15 protein-coding genes and 3 pseudogenes are annotated in these 17107 nt (G+C 61.8%); 13 read left to right on the top strand and 5 right to left on the bottom strand.

All coding sequences use genetic code 11. From position 1 onward, the window contains the following. Positions 1-3 precede the first annotated feature (3 nt). The 10 genes and pseudogenes from FKR81_RS45750 (at position 4) to FKR81_RS44625 (ending at position 7219) form a co-directional block, all read left to right on the top strand. On the top strand, positions 4-1545 hold the full coding sequence (locus tag FKR81_RS45750; protein ID WP_146360470.1) for a condensation domain-containing protein: 1542 nt from the start codon (positions 4-6) through the stop codon (positions 1543-1545). Continuing rightward, positions 1542-1946 carry a cytochrome P450 family protein gene (locus tag FKR81_RS40440; protein ID WP_146360472.1) on the top strand — a complete coding sequence of 135 codons (405 nt, stop codon included), beginning with the start codon at positions 1542-1544 and terminating at the stop codon, positions 1944-1946. Before FKR81_RS45750 ends, FKR81_RS40440 begins: the two co-directional genes overlap by 4 nt. Then, a complete protein-coding gene (locus FKR81_RS40445; RefSeq protein WP_146360474.1) occupies positions 1943-2203 on the top strand; it encodes a hypothetical protein in 261 nt (86 codons plus the stop codon). Before FKR81_RS40440 ends, FKR81_RS40445 begins: the two co-directional genes overlap by 4 nt. A gap of 455 nt (positions 2204-2658) precedes the next feature. After that, positions 2659-2997, top strand: a complete 339-nt coding sequence (locus FKR81_RS45420) for a hypothetical protein (protein ID WP_235922199.1) — start codon at positions 2659-2661, stop codon at positions 2995-2997. A gap of 41 nt (positions 2998-3038) precedes the next feature. Next, positions 3039-3437, top strand: coding sequence for an LCP family protein (locus FKR81_RS45425; protein WP_235922200.1), 399 nt, complete (start codon positions 3039-3041; stop codon positions 3435-3437). 153 nt (positions 3438-3590) lie between these two features. Further along, positions 3591-5549 carry a hypothetical protein gene (locus FKR81_RS40455; RefSeq protein WP_146360476.1) on the top strand — a complete coding sequence of 653 codons (1959 nt, stop codon included), beginning with the start codon at positions 3591-3593 and terminating at the stop codon, positions 5547-5549. A gap of 635 nt (positions 5550-6184) precedes the next feature. Continuing rightward, complete coding sequence (locus FKR81_RS44610) at positions 6185-6358, top strand: helix-turn-helix domain-containing protein (RefSeq protein ID WP_222598571.1); 174 nt, start codon at positions 6185-6187, stop codon at positions 6356-6358. Positions 6359-6490: 132 nt separating this feature from the next. Next, positions 6491-6589 (top strand): annotated as a pseudogene (locus tag FKR81_RS46265) (helix-turn-helix domain-containing protein); the annotation flags it as partial. A gap of 1 nt (position 6590) precedes the next feature. Continuing rightward, on the top strand, positions 6591-7010 hold the full coding sequence (locus FKR81_RS46120) for a transposase (protein WP_222598572.1): 420 nt from the start codon (positions 6591-6593) through the stop codon (positions 7008-7010). Further along, positions 7007-7219, top strand: coding sequence for a hypothetical protein (locus tag FKR81_RS44625; protein WP_222598573.1), 213 nt, complete (start codon positions 7007-7009; stop codon positions 7217-7219). The genes FKR81_RS46120 and FKR81_RS44625 overlap by 4 nt, the downstream gene beginning before the upstream one ends. Positions 7220-7337: 118 nt before the next feature. On the opposite strand, the gene FKR81_RS40470 is transcribed toward FKR81_RS44625, so the two are convergent. The 5 genes and pseudogenes from FKR81_RS40470 to FKR81_RS44130 all read right to left on the bottom strand — a co-directional run. Then, the gene (locus tag FKR81_RS40470) at positions 7338-8513 is read right to left on the bottom strand and encodes an ABC transporter substrate-binding protein (RefSeq protein ID WP_146360478.1); all 1176 of its coding nucleotides are present in this window, start codon (positions 8511-8513) and stop codon (positions 7338-7340) included. 108 nt (positions 8514-8621) lie between these two features. After that, a complete protein-coding gene (locus FKR81_RS40475; RefSeq protein WP_146360480.1) occupies positions 8622-8966 on the bottom strand; it encodes a carboxyl transferase domain-containing protein in 345 nt (114 codons plus the stop codon). A 740-nt stretch (positions 8967-9706) separates the two neighbouring features. Continuing rightward, entirely contained in the window at positions 9707-10561 is an 855-nt protein-coding gene (locus FKR81_RS40480; protein WP_146360482.1) for a hypothetical protein, read from the bottom strand. Positions 10562-11094: 533 nt separating this feature from the next. Continuing rightward, positions 11095-15774 carry a hypothetical protein gene (locus FKR81_RS40485; RefSeq protein ID WP_146360484.1) on the bottom strand — a complete coding sequence of 1560 codons (4680 nt, stop codon included), beginning with the start codon at positions 15772-15774 and terminating at the stop codon, positions 11095-11097. Between the two features lie 153 nt (positions 15775-15927). Further along, positions 15928-16098 (bottom strand): annotated as a pseudogene (locus tag FKR81_RS44130) (IS21 family transposase); the annotation flags it as partial. Positions 16099-16108: 10 nt separating this feature from the next. Between FKR81_RS44130 and FKR81_RS40490 the strand changes: the two are divergent. From FKR81_RS40490 to FKR81_RS45430, 3 genes and pseudogenes are all read left to right on the top strand, one after another. Then, on the top strand, positions 16109-16462 hold the full coding sequence (locus FKR81_RS40490) for a hypothetical protein (protein ID WP_146360486.1): 354 nt from the start codon (positions 16109-16111) through the stop codon (positions 16460-16462). A 45-nt stretch (positions 16463-16507) separates the two neighbouring features. After that, on the top strand, positions 16508-16618 hold the full coding sequence (locus FKR81_RS46125) for an IS3 family transposase (protein WP_146360488.1): 111 nt from the start codon (positions 16508-16510) through the stop codon (positions 16616-16618). A 17-nt stretch (positions 16619-16635) separates the two neighbouring features. Then, positions 16636-16917 (top strand): annotated as a pseudogene (locus tag FKR81_RS45430) (DDE-type integrase/transposase/recombinase); the annotation flags it as partial. Positions 16918-17107 lie beyond the last annotated feature (190 nt).

Raw genomic sequence — 17107 nt, forward strand, 5'->3', positions numbered from 1 at the left:
TTCATGGTGGTGCAGGCGGGTCTCGCCGCGCTGCTCACCGCGCTCGGTGCGGGTACCGACATCCCGATCGGTACACCGGTCACGGTCCGCACCGACGAAGCGCTCGACGACCTGGTCGGATTCTTCGTGAACACAGTGGTGTTGCGCACTGACACGTCGGGTAGGCCCACCTTCCGCGAGCTGCTGACGAGAGTCTGGGACACCGACCTCTCCGCCTTCACCAACCAGGATCTGCCGTTCGAGCGACTGGTCGAGCTTCTGAACCCGGAACGGTCACGCGCGAGGCACCCGTTGTTCCAGACTCTGCTGACGCTGCGCGACATCGAGGACATCAGGATCGACCTGCCCGGTCTCACCGTTGCGGCTGAGGAAATTGCCACTCGCACCACGACGTGCGACCTCGCGTTCGAACTGGTCGAAACCGGCGATGGTATCGAGGGACTGCTCGACTACAGCACCGACCTGTTCGACGCGGCCACCGCTGAATGGATCGCGGCCAGCTTCACCCGTCTGCTGGCGAAGCTGGCCGACGCACCGGATCAGCCGATCGACCGGCACTGCGTGCTCAGCCCGCTGGAGCGTCGTCGCGTGCTGACCAGGTACAACGACACCGCGCAAGACGTGCCCACCGGGACGCTGACTGAGTTGTTCGCCGCCGCGGTCGCATGGGTTCCGGACGTGATCGCGGTGTCGTTCGAGGGCACCGACATCAGCTACGCAGACGTGAACCAGCGCGCGAACCGGTTGGCGCATGAGTTGATCGCGCGCGGTGTGGGGCCGGAGGATCTGATCGCGTTGTCGCTGCCGAGGTCCGTGGAACTGCTGGTCGCGATCCTCGCGGTGAGCAAGTCGGGAGCGGCGTATTTGCCCGTCGACCCGTCTTATCCGGGGCTGAGCTGGTGCTATGCGGGTCTGCTCGCGCACCTGCACGCCGATCAGCCGCTCTACGGGTTGCAGTCCAGCGCCGTGAGCCTCGACGGAGCGGTTCCGTCCACCATGGATGATCTGGTGAGCGGCTACGTGAAGCAGGTGCGTTCTGTCCAGCCGGATGGTCCGTACCAACTGCTGGGCTGGTCGTTCGGCGGCAATGTCGCTCACGCGCTCGCCGTCCGCCTGCGAGCGATGGGCGAAGACGTGGCGTTGCTCGCGATCATCGACGCCTACCCTTCGCACCACTCCTTGGACGGTCTCGAGGTACCGGGTGAGCAGGAGCTGCTGGAGATGGTGCGGGAGATGGACGGTGTCGAGCCGGACGAACAGATGATCGCCAGGATCCGCCGGGCCTATGCCGCGCACGTCGACATGCTGCGGGGTGCGGTCATCGACGTGTTCGACGGCCCAATCGTGCACTTCACTGCCGTCCACGACCGTGCACCACAGGCACCGGACAGCAACTCGTGGCGGCACCACGTGACCGGCCGGATCGAGCGACACGATGTCGACTCCACTCACAACGCCATGACGCAACCACGGCCCCTGGCCGCGATAGGCGAGGTGATCGCCGGGAAACTCGCGGAGATCGCGAACGGAGTAGCCACACAGTGACAACCGCGCGCGTCTATCCGTTCGGACCGCAGCACCGGCTCGATGTCGACCCTCTGTTCGCCGAGCTGCGCGAGAGCGAACCGGTCGTCAAGGTGCGGATGCCGCACGGTGGCGACGCGTGGCTGGTCACCACTTATGCGGAGGCCAAGGTCGTGTGGAGTGACGACCGTCGCTTCGGCCGGGCGGCGACCGTGGGCACCGACGTGCCTCGGGCCCGTCCGGTCATCCAGGCCAGCCGGTCGATACACACCATGGACCCACCGGAACACACCTCCTTTCGCCGCATGGTCGGCAAGGCGTTCACCGTCCGCACCGTCGCTCGACTCGAGGAGCGAGCGAAGGAGATCGTCGATGATCTGCTCGATCAGATCGTCGACCACGGGCACCGGCAGACCTGGTGAAGATGTTCGCGGATCCGCTTCCGATCACCGTGATCTGCAAGTTGCTCGGGGTTCCGTACGCCGACCGCGACGGGTTTCGCGCGTGGTCCGAAGCGGCGGTCGCGTTGACCGCGTTCTCTCCGGACGAGGCGCTGGAGGCCCGGATCAACCTAGTCACCTCACAGCACGCAGGAGTTGTCATGCCACCAACGGTGCGCCGAGACAAGCCCCTGGAGGTCTTCACCAGCGTCGGCGCGCCTGTTCACGACAACTTGTGAACTTTTTGGGAGGTCGTGAACGTGGTGGTGTTGTGTGGATTCCAGAGCACATGAAGGGGCCGCCGTGGGTGACGGCGCCGCAGTGTCACGAGGTGTTGTCTATGCAGGACGATGTCGTCTCGCTCGCCGGTGAGCGCGTTTCGCATGGCGGTGAAGATCACCGCGACGTGCCCCTGGCTGTGTTGCAGCAGCACGCGATGTCGCGTGGCGACCCTGGTCGAGGCGGTCGTGGTGGACCGGCGCGAGCGCAATGCAGTGCACATCGAGGTCGCACCCGATGGGACGAGCCAGCCTGTGTCCGAGTACTGAACCTCGCCGCGTCCCGCCTCCTCCCCTGGGCGCGGCGCACCGGCCCGGTGGTGAGTGGAGTGCCACCCCGTCCGCATTCCTCACCACCGGACCGCTCTCAACAACACAAAAGAACCCGGCGCTGCACCGCCCTCATGTTCGTTGGTATGGAAAAGAAAACCAACCTCCGCCGAGTCGCTTCCACGGCAGGCAAGACGGCCCTCGGACTGGCCTCCGCAGTCATCCTCATCGCCGCAGGCGTTGCGTGGCAGGATCTCACCGAACTCACGACAGAAGTGACCAAACAGGACGTTATTGCCGAGGAGACGAGCACCGGCGAGCGTCCACCGGACGGTTCGCTCGATGTCATGCTCGTCGGGCTGGACAGTCGCACCGATGCGAAGGGAAACCCGCTGCCGCAGAAGGTTCTGCGCGAGTGCAGGCCGGTGGCGGTGACGCAGGGGCCTCAACACCGACATGCTGATCATGGTTCACATCCCGAATGACAGCGGCAAGGCGTTCGCGGTGTCGTTCCCGCGACTCGTATGTGGAGATCGCTGGCGGATTCGGGCGGCACAAGATCAATTCGGCGTACGCGTACAGCCGATCCGCGGCGTTGAAGAACGACCTCGGCGAGCTGGAGGCGCGCTGGGAGGGTGCGAAGAATCTCATCGCTACGGTCGAGGGCCTGTCCGGTTTGAAAATCGACCACTATGCAGAGGTGAATCTAGCCGGGTTCTACGAGATCACCAATGCGGTCGGCGGGATCGATGTGTGTCTGAAGGCGCCGGTCAACGACAAGTCATCTGGTGCGAACCTCCCAGCGGGCCAGCAGACCGTCGAGGGTCGCGACGCACTCGCGTTCGTCCGGCAGCGTGCAGGCCTACCGTTCGGCGATCTCGATCGAGTGGTGCCTCAGCAGGTCTTCATGGCAGCGACCAGGTAGGCGGTCACCTGGCCTCAAACAGTGCAAAATTAGATCGGTCGACTTGAAAGTGTAACTCGATTAAGTTCGCTGCCTTGATTTGGGAGGTTAATGATGACTGAACCTGGTCGCGTTGGGCGCAGTAACTCGCTTCGTTCAAGTCAACCTAGCTATTTGGGTTATGAAACTGATTTCGAATATGCACTGTCTGATGATGGTGAATCAATCAGTACAGATGACAACGAAGTTGAAAGCTTCGACGTTCAAGGTGTATCGCCGCTCGGCGGTCAACGCACTGGCAATCAAGTATCTGGAGGGCGGAAGATCGGGGAGGACCGAGCTTTCTGGAGCGCGATGGAGCAGCTGGCAGCGAGTGGTCATCCGAATGCGGCCGCGCAACACCAGAAGTACGTCACACGATGGGCGCCGATCGCTGACGCTTACGAGAACGCCATGCGAGATTACTCAAGTGTCGTTGGGGGCGACTTTAACTCTGTTCTGGACAGCTATCAGAAGCTCATAAATTTCTTTGATGAGATCGTCAAGGACCCCGCGTTTCCTCGTTCGCCTGTCAAGCCTGGGGAGACCGACACCGACACCGACAGCGATATCGCAGAGCTACGACAAACTGGAATGCTCAACGAGATTGACAAAGTCTATGATAGCCCGGACGAATGGGGTCTAGGCTTCGACCTCGCCAGTGCTCGTAACGAGATTGTGGATCACAGCCGAGTTCTCCCAGCTTCACAGGAGATCGCACAGCAGGCGTACGAAAAGGCGCAGAAGATGTTGGGTCGACTGCTGGTGGGGGAGGTGAAAAACCCTGATCACCATGAAGACTTCGACGAAGTGGTGAAACTCGCCCGTGATCAGGTGTACTGGGCAAGCGAGAATCTTGAATTCTGGAACCATCACGTCTCATACTCCAGTGATCGAACGTCTCAAGCCGACTCTGACAGCAGTAGACCTGCAAGTGAGGACGTAGCAGACTCAGAAGTCAAAAGGCTGTCAGATTTTCTGGAAGAAAGAGAGTGGTATCGACTGTACATTCATCCGCAGGATCACGCGGCGGCGCGTGAAAAATTTCCGGATGATCCGGGCAAGTACTACGACCAGACTGATCCCGGCTACCAGTCGGGCATGGTGGAGAGCTATCGACAAGTACTTGACAGTGAGGACCTTGCATCGATCGAACTCAATTATGAAACCTACAATCACTGGCACGATCTGGTCAATTCACACCTGGCGACCAAAGTGGATGCTACAGGTTCGGGCCAGCAGCTCGACGCGAACATTGTTACCGCCCATCCGATCCGCTCGCCTGAGGTAAGTGCAACCCTGCTAACAGAGAAGGTTGGTGATAAGCAGCTGGTTGGCACCCCCGGAGACAATTCAGTGACATGGCTCTATGAGGGCTCCATCATGTCGAACTTCTCGGCAGACGAAATTCCGGGAATGCTTGATTCGGTGTTCGATCGATACAGGAAGGAGATTGAGCAGGCTGCTGACGCGAGTGACAAGTTCCATGCCATCGGCAGGGCTGTTCGCACTGTACAAACGATCCATCCGAACAGTGATACCAACTCGCGGCTCAACATCTACCTGATGACGCCAGCCCTCCTGCAGAAAAATGGATTCAAGCCGGTCGTAATTCAAGATCTTCACACGATGTTCCAGGGTGGTCGAACGCTGGACCAGATTGCCAGGGCTCTTAAGGAAGGGCAAAATGTTGACCTGTTGACGGACAGTCCGCCAACGCTGATTACAGAGTCCCTCTCCAGTGTGCAAGTCCTTACTAAACGTGCGGAGTCGATCAGCCACGACTCCGACCAGACGGGCCTGGAGATCGACTTCGAATATAGAAGCGGCCCGTCTAGCAGTGTCGCCTCATTAAACTCATTGAACGGTCAACTGGACAACGGGGAGTCCTGGTTTGGAGCTTCCTTGGAGGTCAGCTCACCGCCGCTCGACTCGGATGCTTCAAACTCTACTTCTGTGGTCGCCGGTGCTGCGTCGATCAGATCGATAGATCTGAAGGATAGCTCAGTCAAGAATGCAACTGGCCAAACAAAGCTGTCAATGGCGCCACCTTCGCCGGTGCAGACGCGGACGTCAACCGGGCCAACCCGGTAATGTTCGCGTGAGTATCGCATCTTCGAAGTTATCCGGCACGAGTCAACTTTATCGGTAATAGGGCAGTCGCGCTGCCCTGATTGACTTTGCGGTAGCTCTTCGTGTGGAAGCGATGTGTTCCACTAGCAAGGAAGGTTCCAGGCGGCCTGCGTCAGCACATCGCAATCCACTCACGGCGCATCCTCTGGAAAGTGTCATCGCGACCTCTAAACCAGACACGTCAATAGCACGTCGCAACTTCACCACGTCGCCAGCTTCACCCCGCGATCGTCCGCCCTGCTAAGCTCGCGCACACCCCGGTCGGGCGGCAGCCACCGCCCCGCCGAGGAATATAGGAGGCATGTGCCGTTCTCCGCGCGATCGAGGTGGCCAGCGCGGTCACATCACGGTCCACAAATGGGCAACATCGGCAGGGGCAACTGGCTTCATGGACACCAATGGCGAAGCACTTCGATCTGCGATGCGCCGAGTCCGGTCGTTCGTGGCTACGTACAGGTCTTGAAAGGCTGGGGTTGATCGCGGTTGGCTCGGCGTGTTGTCCCCGATCGTGATCGATTCATGATCTACGCGGGGATGGATGGGGGTACGCGGATGGAGGCGGCCTGACCGGGCGGGGAAGGGTCGGACGCGAGGCGGTGCGGTTGCGGGCGGCCGGGTGGTTCGCCTGGGACGTGCCGGTCGCCGAGATCGCCGGCCTGCTGCGGGTGTCGACCAACGCGGTGTACGTGTGGCGGCGCCGATGGCGTGCCGGTGGCCCTGGGGCATTGGCCTCGAAGGGCGTCGGCGGGGCCGGCCTGCCGGCTGGATGAGCGGCGACAGGCTCGGTTGGCCCAGGCCTTGGGGCAAGGGCCCGGCCGTGCACGGATTCGGCGAGGACCAACGGTGGACGCCGGCGCGGGTGGCCGAGCTGATCGCGCGGCTGTTCCACACCCCGCTACACCCTGCGCGGGGTGTCGTATCTGTTGCACCGCATGGGGTTCTCACCACAGGTGCCCGCCGATCGCGCGGCCGGACGCGACGAGGACGCGATCGTCACCTGGCGTGAGGAGACGTGGCCGGCGGGAAACGGTAGCGGCGGAGCGGGGCGCGTGGCTGTGCTTCGAGGACGAGGCCGGTCAGACCCTGCGTCCGCCGAGAGCCCGGACCCGGGGACGCCGGGGCCGTACCCCGCGGGTCCCGGTGTCGGGCAAGGGATCGGGCTGGGTCTCGGTCGCCGGATTGGTGTGCGTGCGGCCTGGCCGGCGGTCTCGGTTGATCTGTCGCACCCGGACCCACCGCGGCCGCGAGGGGGAGCGGCGCAGCTTCGGCGAGGCCGACCACGCGGCCTTGCCGGATGCCGCGCACCAGCAACTGGACGGTCCGATCGTGGTGATCTGGGACAACCTCAACACGCACGTCAGCGCGGCGATGCGGGAGTTGATCGCGGCACGGGACTGGCCGCACGGGACTGGCTGCACGTGATCGGGCTTCCCGCCTACGCGCCGGACCTCAACCCGGCCGAGCACGTGAGGTCGCATGTCAAGCGAAGCTTGGGCAACCTCATCGTGCACGGGATCGACCAGTTGGTCGCAGTCGCGGTGGTGAAGAACCGGCTCAAGCGGATCCAGTACCGGCCCGAGTTGATCGACGCCTTCCTCGCTCACACCGGGCTCGACCTGGAACCTCCGTAATGCCAGCCTTTCAACCTCTGTAGTGGCATTGTCATCGACCCTGTCCGTCAAACGGGGCAACCCCAACCATGCCGTGATCATCGATGCGACGCCTGGCCACGCGAGGAATAGAATGGTGCTAATGTAAGACACGCATGTCAATATAGTCGGGGACCTGAGCCTTCAGGGCGCCGTTCGGCTGGAAGCGATAGAACAGCAGGGCCGTGTGGCATGCGGAGTTGCCGTTCCACCTGTGGTCGCAGGTGATCTGAGGCCCCATGAAACTGTCCATGTCTTTCACTGCGCGCAGCGCAGCGGTGACGTTGGCCGGTGTGACGACTCTGTCCATTGTGGATAGCACCCGCGAGAATGTAATCGTGTCCGCGAACGTGACCATGGCGCCTGGCACGGCGTCGCTATGCCCTGCGGCTTTCATGGCCTCGTTGTAGAGGTCGATCTCGTCCTGACTCGCGGGCGGCGCAGACAGGGGATCGGCTGGATTCCAATGGTCCGACGAGAGCTCAACGCCGATTGATTGTTTGCCGACAGCGGCAGGCAGGCCGGTGCACGACGCGGCAAGAATCCGGCCCCTATAGGAGACCTCGCGCAGTGCACGCACCATCGCGGCGCACTGTTCCTCGGTGGCTGCAATGCTTCCGCTCGCCTCCGGTGCCTCTCGCAGGACCTGCGCGGCGAGTGCCGGCCAGTTCGGCGACGCAGCGTCGTAGTAGACCGTCTTGTAGCGCAGGCCCAACTTCGCCGCACCGGGTTTCATGATGGTGTCGGTGAACGCGCGGCTCGTCACGGCTTCCGGCATCAGCCACGTAATGGTCTTGATGCCCTGATCGGCGTAGTATTTCAACGCCGCACTGCCATACGCTATTGACGCAGCACCGAAGAAGAATGCATTGGGGTCCGCCATGACTCCTGGCGTGAACTGGACGTGCCCGACCAGTGGGATACCGGCGGCTTTGAGCGAGGGAAGAGCGGCGTCGATCCCGATGTCAATACCTTCCAAGACCGCGATCACCTTCTTCTGCACGAACATCTCGGCGCACTCGACCGACTGAGCAGGAGTGCCGTCGGTGGCGCAGCGGACCACATCGAGGGGACGTCCCTTGATGCCGCCGTTGTTGTTGACGTGCTGGATGGCCACTTCAGAGCCAGTCCTCAACTGCGGTGCCGCGAAAGCGCCCTCCTGGTTGTTGATGAAGCCGATCTTGATGGGCTCCCCGCTCGCGGGGTTGCCTCGCTCCGAGACGCATCCGGTGAGCGCCAACGCGGTGAGGACGGCGGTGAGGACTCTGGTGTGCATTGATGACTCCCAAACTTGACATCGGCGGTGATGTATCAGGGGGCACCATCGAGGTGACGTCGATCAAGCTCTGGCTCCTCGACCCGGTGCCGTGATCACGAACACTTCCTAGATCAACTTGATTGCGCTCCGATCGCATACCAAGGTGGATTTGCCGTCGGTGCACCGGCCCGCCGGGCGACCGGGTTTGCGCAAGCCCGTACCCTTGTCGACCAGCCGATCGTCAGCGCGATCTCGATCGCCCGCGCTGCGCTCGCGCTCTTCGGCCAGCCATGTGTGCTTCTGACGGCGCAGAATCGCCACAGCGGCCTTGGCGTCCGTCACAGCCATGTCGGCTGACGGCCAAGCGAATTCCGCTGTGGCCCCAAGCAAACGGAAGCTCACGGTGACGTAGGCGCTGCGGTAGGTCTTTCGGGAGACCAACGTCACTTGCGGTGCCGCGGACAGGTGCAACGCGTGCCTGAATCCGCGCGGACTGAGGCGACTTCTCGGCGAACAGCGAGTCGAAGAGACGACCTAGCCGACCGAGACCCGCCGCTATGTTTGGCGCCATGCACGGCTTGATCTCAGCCAACGAACTGGAGTCCAGAATGGCGTACAGCAATGGCTTCAGGACGTGGATCCGTTGTGGCTGGGACGGCAGCAACGCCAACAGGTCGTCACTGTTCCACAATCCACGCAGGCTGAACACGTCTCTGCTGCTCGACGCAACTGCATCCATCAACCGCTTCAGGTCAAGGGCTGCTGACGTGAGCGCCGCGCTTCGAGATGTGGATCGCACTGTGCTGGCCGACAGCGTCAGCCGGATGAGGTCACCGCCGGCGAATATGTGCCCAAGACCTGGCCGTGATCCCAATGAAGGCATCGTCCTGGCCACGTCATTGAGCGCCACCATGGTCCGGTGTCTTGCCAGACGGGGGTTCACACCGTGCCCGACCGGGTTGGAGCAGTGATCTAGCGGAGCACCGAATTCGACCATCCGGGGATGCCGCGCGCAGGTTGTACGCTCCATGGTCGCCTCGCCACACGAGGCCCAGGTCTCGATCGACACGTCCACGTGCAGCCCGCTGCGGCAACGCCGCTCGACCACCGTCGTGGCGTCCAGGTCGTCGGTGATCCTGATCATGACGAAGTCCGCGTACCGTGACCGTTGCGCGCGTGCCGCACCACGCCGCAGCTGCGGATCAGTTCTTTCATCGGATGTTGATCGGAGCGTCGTTGAAGGAAAGCACTCGCACCTTCTGTCCCGATGACTTCGACGGGATGTGCGTCAGAAACATCTGCAGCCGCTCGATCTCCAGCTTCTTGGAAGTCATTCCGGCCGACATCCTCAGAAGCGAGGCCTCGTTGCTGTTTGTATCAAGTGAAACGCTTCCGGAGCGGTCCAGGGGCTCTATTGTGTCAGTTACGGTGCTGGCGGTGAACGCGAGCACGCCACCGTCGGTGGTGGCCAACAGATGCACCGGATGCGTGACGTCCTCGAGTTCACGGGACAGCTTCCAACCGCGACCGGTCATGTTCTGCTTGTTGACGCGGTAGTTGGCCGCCAGTTGTTCGTCTAGTGCAATCGAGGGAGCGAACCCGTCGTCGTGGCTATGCTCCACGTAGTGCGCGAGCACGGCCCCGCCGAGACCGGCCGGATCGATCGCCAGACCAGCGGTTTCCTTGACGACGCGAGCAGCGCCTCCGTCGTTGGTGTGCACAGTTGGAACGGACTCGACAGGCGAGACTTGATACGCCGCCAGCCAGGGTGCACCCCTCGCCCGCTGGGTGAACAGTGTGTAGACGGGGCGAACTGACGGCACTCCGCCCCGCAGCCCGGTCGCAATGGACACGAACCACCGCGGGTATTCCCCCGTAGTCGGTAGGAGGAAGGTGGCACCGTCGTGTGTAACCGGCGCGGTAACTCTCCCCAGCTCCTTGTTGATCGTCAGGAGCGCTTGGTTCAAGGTGCGCAGCGGAGGTACCTCGATCCGCATGAGGCCGCCGACGTCCAAGCCCTTATAGATGTCGTTGTTGGCCACGTAGTAACCGGCCAGCACGTCCATCGCCTGCTGCTTGGACAAAAGCGGAACCTCAGGGCTGAGATCACCACGAGTTGTTCCGCACGCCAACCTGACAACGAGGAGCACACAGACGAGAGTCCTCATAGAACGAGACCTTTCCAGCACCCTGCCGACGCACTTCGAAGTGATCAGCAACATGGCTCCGCATTGCGGCCGCTGTTGTGTCAGCTGATGAGGAAGGGTCGCGCTGTGCGGAGCGTCCAGCATCGGGGTTAACCGCAAGCATTACGCAACACCCACCCAGTTGAGGCATCTCTGCACGTCATACGTGTGCCTCTGCCGACACCGACTGGTTCCGGACGTATACATCTACACTCTCAGTACATGGACAACCACATTCCGTATCATTCGCGTTAGGTAGGGCACGTCCCGTCGGCGCCAGAGCGTTACGGACTCGCCCATGCTGCGAGGTGATCAGGATGAGCGCGAGGTGCTCGTGATCAGCCGCATGGCCGCGCCGACTTGGTCGCTGTGATGGCGCTCGGCGGGGCGGCCTGCCGCCTCGCCGAGGGTTTCTACAGGGAAGTCGATGATCGTGTTCTTGTAGTGGTCGTTGCGAGCGCGGGCGGTGTTGCGGAAGTGGTGTGGGTCGGGTTGTTTAGTGAGGAGGCGCTCTTGGGGCACCTGAGGCTGGCGGCGTTGGCGATGGCGGAGTTGGTGTTGAGATTGTTGATTGGGTGGAGTGCGGGTGAGTTTGTGGCGGTGGAGTTGGTAGGAGTTCTGTTACCGATTGCTGTTTGGAATTCGCGGTATCCTTGCCAGAAGTCGTGTTCGGCTTGATGTTGTTGGACGGGGTTGGCTGTGATGGGGTTGGCGTTGTCGCCGGTGATGCTTTGTATGACGCCCGCGACTGCGTCAGACTCGTGTTGTTCAATGTGACTTTTACTGTTGTTGCGGGGTAGATGGGTGTAGGGGTCGTGGCCGGTGTTGGCGCCGAGGTAGGCGGTGGCGAGTTGGGCGAAGTATTCTTTGGCAGTGGTGGCTGAGTAATTGGGTTGGGTGAGGTTGGTGCCGTAGGTAGGTCCGTCAGGCCATTGCACCTGTTCGGCGTTGTTTACCTTCTCCCATTTGTCGCGGAAGGCTTGGTCGATGGTTTTCCGGTCTTTGTCGCTGAGTCCGTGTTCGTGGATGGTGTGGGCGAATTCGTGGACGAGCACGGAGTAGCCGTCGTCGTAGTGTGGTGCGTGGCTGACGGTGGTGGTGCCGCCGGTGAGGTTTTCGGCGCCGACGGCGACGAGAATGGTTCCGCCGGCGCCTCGTGCGGTGTTCCAGGTGCCGTGTTCGGGTGAGATCTCGGTGTTGGCGAGGTGTCGGAATTCCTCGAGTTCGGTCAGGGGTGTGGCTTCGGGGATGAGGACGACCTGGACGCCTTTGTCGAGAAGTCGTTCGGTGATGTCGGGGTTGCCGAGTAGGCGGGCGATCTGGGATTCGGCTTCGCGGCGTGCGGTGACGGGCTGGTCGACGTTGCCGGCCCAGCGGACCATGAGCTGGGCGGCGGTCTGGGCGAACACCTCGGGGGGCAGGGTGTTGCGGAGCTGGTGGATCAGGTCGGTTTTCCCGGTGAGGAGGTTCTGCCGGTTGCCGTGCAGCCGTTCCAGTGCCGCGGCGCGTTCCATCGGTGACATCGTGGGCAGCTGGGACATCAACTGGTCGAGACCTATCTCGAGATCGGCGATGTCGGCGTTGTACTTGCTTGTCACATACGTGTGCGGCGTGTCCAGCGACAGGTGGCTCAGCTGTTGAGCGGCGAGCTCGATGCCGTCCTCGAGTCGACCAGCCATCGGCGGCGGCGGAGGTGGCAGATGGTAATCATCAACATCCATCTCATCTGCGGAATCGACATCGGCGGTTTGGGTGGCCTCGTAATCGAGGAGTCCGTTCCCTGCGGAGACCGCCGACGGTTCGCGAAGGTTGAGGAACTTGTTCCGGAGGTTCGTCAGGTCAGAAAGACTGTATGTGTTTGGCGCTAGAGCAACATTGCGGAGCTGCAGGTAGACGTCCATGAATTGTTCGTACTGTTCCCGTGTGCCGCCAGGCCAGTCGAAATCAGCACTGCTGGACGCGTCATTGAGGAACTCGGAAGCGCTCCATTCCGGGGCCATCCAATACAGCTTGGTGTCATCCCTTGCTGACGACGTGCCGGTGCTGCGATCCTTTGACGGATTCAAATATTCTAGGATAGGTTCAGCCAGCTCCTCCTGAGTGTTGAAATGAGCTCGTCTGTTATATTCAACGGCCTTGACAGCCTCACTTCCCGTGACGTGATGGGGGGTGTCATCGACGTAATCGGCGGCATCTGAGAACGTGCGACTGAGGAAACCGGCCGCGCTGTTGGTATTACCACGGCCGACCCACAGATTTGGCACGTGATTGAACATCTGCTTTTCCCATGCCTGCAGCTCTTTCACCATGTCGGCGCGACCGTCGTGACCTGGAGGATGGTGGTAATTGACCCAGGATTTGAAGGTGTCACGAATCTGGTGACTAGGAATGATATGACGTTTGTGGAACAGCTGTTTCCCGCCCTGCATCCGCGGCAGCGGGCGTGCCTTCTCCGTCTCGCTGAGGAAGTTGCTGCGTTTGATCGGTTCGATCTCGCCCCGAAGTTTCGAGTAAGAATCCAGAGGTTCGACACCACTGATTCGGGCCAACGCATCCATTTGGGCACGCCCTGTCAGTGTGTCCAGAGCCCATTTGCGCAATCCTTCGCGTTCCTGCGCGGAAAGGTTGGCCATGTCGGTGGGTACAACAGACGTGTAGCAGGAGCCAGACCTTGTCTTGTCCAGCTCTTTGAGCAGGCCGGATGTGCGCATCTTAGCCAGGTCCAGTCTGGTTGCGTCTGTTCTTTCTGTTCCGTGGCCGATGTGGTAGTCACGCTGGACAGCATCGGCGACGTCCGAGGCATTCAGGGGCTTGTCGGTGCTGAGTAACGCCCCTAGCGTCGCGGCGGCCCGCTTCGCGCCGACGCCGTCGCCGAACGCGTAACGCAGCGCGGCGGGAAGCGGCGGCAGGGGCCGTGTGGTACCTAGAGGCTCAGTACCCTCAATACGGGCCTGGGCGTTGGCGCGCTCACCATCGTCGGTGAGTTGAGCGGCCCACTGCGCCAGGTCAGGATCCCGCCGGTAGCTTTCAGGAACACTTCCGACGTAGAGGTCCCTCCGGCCGTCCTTGCCGTAGTGGCTCGCCATATTCTGAGTCCTGAGATGCAAGAGATGCGTGTTGACACCTCCCTTGGAGGTGTCAACATTGTGGTCTGACTTCAACCGCATTTGGATCATCTCATTGGTGAGCGGCGTGTCGGTACGCATGAGGATGCCCAGTACTTGGCTGGTCCGGTGGCCACTGAGGTTGTCCTCCTCTTTGAGGAGGTCTGTAATGTGGGACGGCAGGGGCGGTACGGGTGGCTCGCTCCGTAGCGGAGGTGCGACCGACGTATTGTTGAGTTGATTCTGAGCTTTAACTCTCATGGAGCTAGGAAGGCCCTCGACCCAGTTGCACAGCTCACTATCGGTTTCCAAGCCTTGAGGGACTACGCCCTTGTAGGCGTTGGTGTTGCCGAGCTTGCGGGCGACCACTGCCATGTTGGAGCGTTGCAGCCATAGTGTGTAGCGGGCAATGTCCTTCGCGGCTGTGGTTCCTGATAGGGCGGTTTCCAGGTCGTTGTTGGTGGCCGGATCGTTGGTCAGCAGGACAGACCACACGCGAAGGGCATTCGCTTCGGTGAGGCCGCCTTTAGTCACACGGTCCGGATGCAAGGCGCTCTTCAGCGTGTCGGCGGTAGGAAAGTTGGCAGGGGCGGTCGTGGCCGCATGCTGCGCGATCGGATTGACGCCCTCACTGCGTTGTTTAGCGCGAGCACGACCATTCACATTGGGCAGATTGTCGATAAACTTCTTGAATGTGCCGTCGTCCAGCAGCTCGGGTGGCAGTAAGATTCTCACGCTATACAGGGGTGTATTACTACTCTTCGCACCTTCGATTGATGAGCTTGCCAGAAATGTGTCGACCATTGCGCTAAGGTATGGCGCTACGGTCGCTTTGGTTGCATTTGGGAAGTGGTGGTGTTCCTTAAGAAGATTGGCTATCTCCTGTTGGCTGAGAGGTTTCTCGGCGGTCAGCAGAACCTCGAAGATCCTGGACACCAGCAAGCTATTTTCACTGTTCTTGTGAGTGTTCTGAACCAGGCGCGTGTGCAGCGTCTCCGGTAGCTGCAGGATGTTGGGGCGGATGTTCAGATGACTTGTGGCCGCAGTGCTGGCGGCGGGCGCAGGTAAGCCTCGGGCCCAGTCGAGCAGTGCGTCGCTCTCGGTCTCCGAGAGGCCCTGCGGCATGACAGGACTGTAGAGATATGCCTTTGACGCCTGTCCGTTTTCGACGGCCAGGCCGGCTTCCTTCATCGCTAGCAGATAGTTTCTCAGTTTAGATGTTGGATAACCGGGGGGAAGCTCCCCGCTATTTAAAATGTCATTGACGCCCATCGGCTCAGGATGCTTCAGCAGTACGCCCCATAGCGGTGCGAACCACTCCGCTCTGCTGCCGCTACCCTTGAGCTTTTGCTTAGCCGCATAGCCGTACCTCTGAGGCATTGGCGGATTAGTGGATTGACTGCTCGAATGTGAGGAAGAGGGGTTGTTTGACGACGAGGAGGGGAGAGACGGGGAGGGCAGCGATACGATGTCAATGTTGTACTGAGGTAGAGGCGGTGGAATAACTTGGGGAGCGGGAGTCATAGCGGTGCCGAGAGGCAGGCTCACAGTGGTTGCCGTACCCGACGAACCGGTCTTGGTGATGCTGATCCTGTGAGGAGAGAGCCACTGGCCGCCGGGCATGGCGTGCTGGATGTAGGGCAAGTAACTGGTGATCACATTGTCCAGGACCTGTTGGACTTGATCGGCCACGGGGAGTAGTGGCGCGGAGACGGTCACCGGTGGCACGACCTCACCCTTCGCGTAGTATGCCAGGGCCGTGTGAGCGACATCGCGGGCGAATCCGGTCAGGGCGTCGTACTGCTGGGGAGTCGGCCCTTGGGGGCCGATCTCCAGAGTCAGACCGGGTTCGATCTCCAGAGTCGGACCGGTTTCGACCTTCTCCCTTTTCGGGCCGCGCAGAGACAGCTCGGCAACCTCCTCCGATACCGAGCTTACCTGGCGCTTGCGATTGTCTTTTCCGTTTCCAGAAGCGGCCGCTGGCAGCATTCTTACCTCCATGCGTTACAGGTCCGTCACCTACACACGCGGAGAACCGCCCTGAAAGTTCACAGGAACCTTTGCCGTCGTCGGCAGTAGCGCAGAGCTGGGATACGCCGCCGGTTCGTATTGCCCGGCCTGTCGCTGTCGGCTGTCCAGCCGTCATGTGTAGTCGGGCAGCGCCCGCAGCGCGACGACGTGTCCGTCGGCGTGCCGCCGGGTGCTGCCGGTGGCCCGGCGCCGCTGGCGTTCAGCGGTGAACTGCTGCCGCAGTTGGGCCGCGGCGGCCTGGCGCTCAAAGTCGGTGATCACGACCCGTTTGGCCCAGGACCGCTCGTTGATCGTGAAGCATGCCCAAAGCAACGGTGACGACCTGGCCGCGCTGGTCGCCGTCGCCACGGCCGGACTCCTCATCTCGCCTGTGTCGCGGTCGCACCACTGGGCTTGGGCCGGGCCCGCATTCGTGCTGCTGTCCGCCCACGCCCGCAAGGCCCTACTACCCGTGGCACTGGTCTTGGCGCTCGGCCCGCACTGGTTGCTGCCGTACACACAAGCCCAGGAACTCCGCCCCTGGGCCGACTTCACCCGACCCGACCCGGCGACGGTCGTGAAGCTCGTGTCACAGCTTCGCGGCCGCTTCGGGGTCGAGCCCATCCTCCGGGTCCTCGGTATCGCCTCCTCCACCTACTACGGCTAGGCCCGGCGCCAGACGGACCCGTCGCCACGCCAGCGTGAGGACGAGGTGCTGGTCGCCGAGATCGTGGACATCCACACCACCTCCGGTGGTACCTACGGCAGCCCGCGGGTGCACGCCACTCTGCGCCGCCGCGGGATCCGGGTATCGCGCAACTGAAGCGAGTCGAGCGGCTGATGCGCGGCCACGAGCTGCAGGGCGCGTTCCTGCGCAAGAAGTGGCGAACACCCTCGACCCGACGCGATCCGCGGGCCACGCCGGCGCCGGACCTGGTCAACCGGGACTTCACCGCACCCGCGCCGGACCGATTGTGGGTCGCCGACGCCACCCGCATCCCCACCGGCGAGGGCGTGTTCTGGCTGGCCGCGGTCCGCGACGCGTTCTCCAACCGGATCGTCGGCTGGAAGACCAGCGACCGCTGCGACACCAGCCTCGTGCTCGGCGCGCTGGAATACGGCATCTGGTCCCGCGAGGTCCGCGACGGCGAGTTGATCCACCACAGCGACCGCGGCTCGACCCTCGAGTTCAACCGGTCGTCGCAACACCAGTTCTACTGGAGAGATAGTAGCTGTTCGTTCAATGCTTCGGCTGGGGTCTTCCAGTCGAGTGTCCTACGTGGACGGTTATTGAGGGTCGCTGCTACGGCGT

This window comes from Lentzea tibetensis (assembly GCF_007845675.1).
GTDB lineage: Bacteria > Actinomycetota > Actinomycetes > Mycobacteriales > Pseudonocardiaceae > Lentzea > Lentzea tibetensis.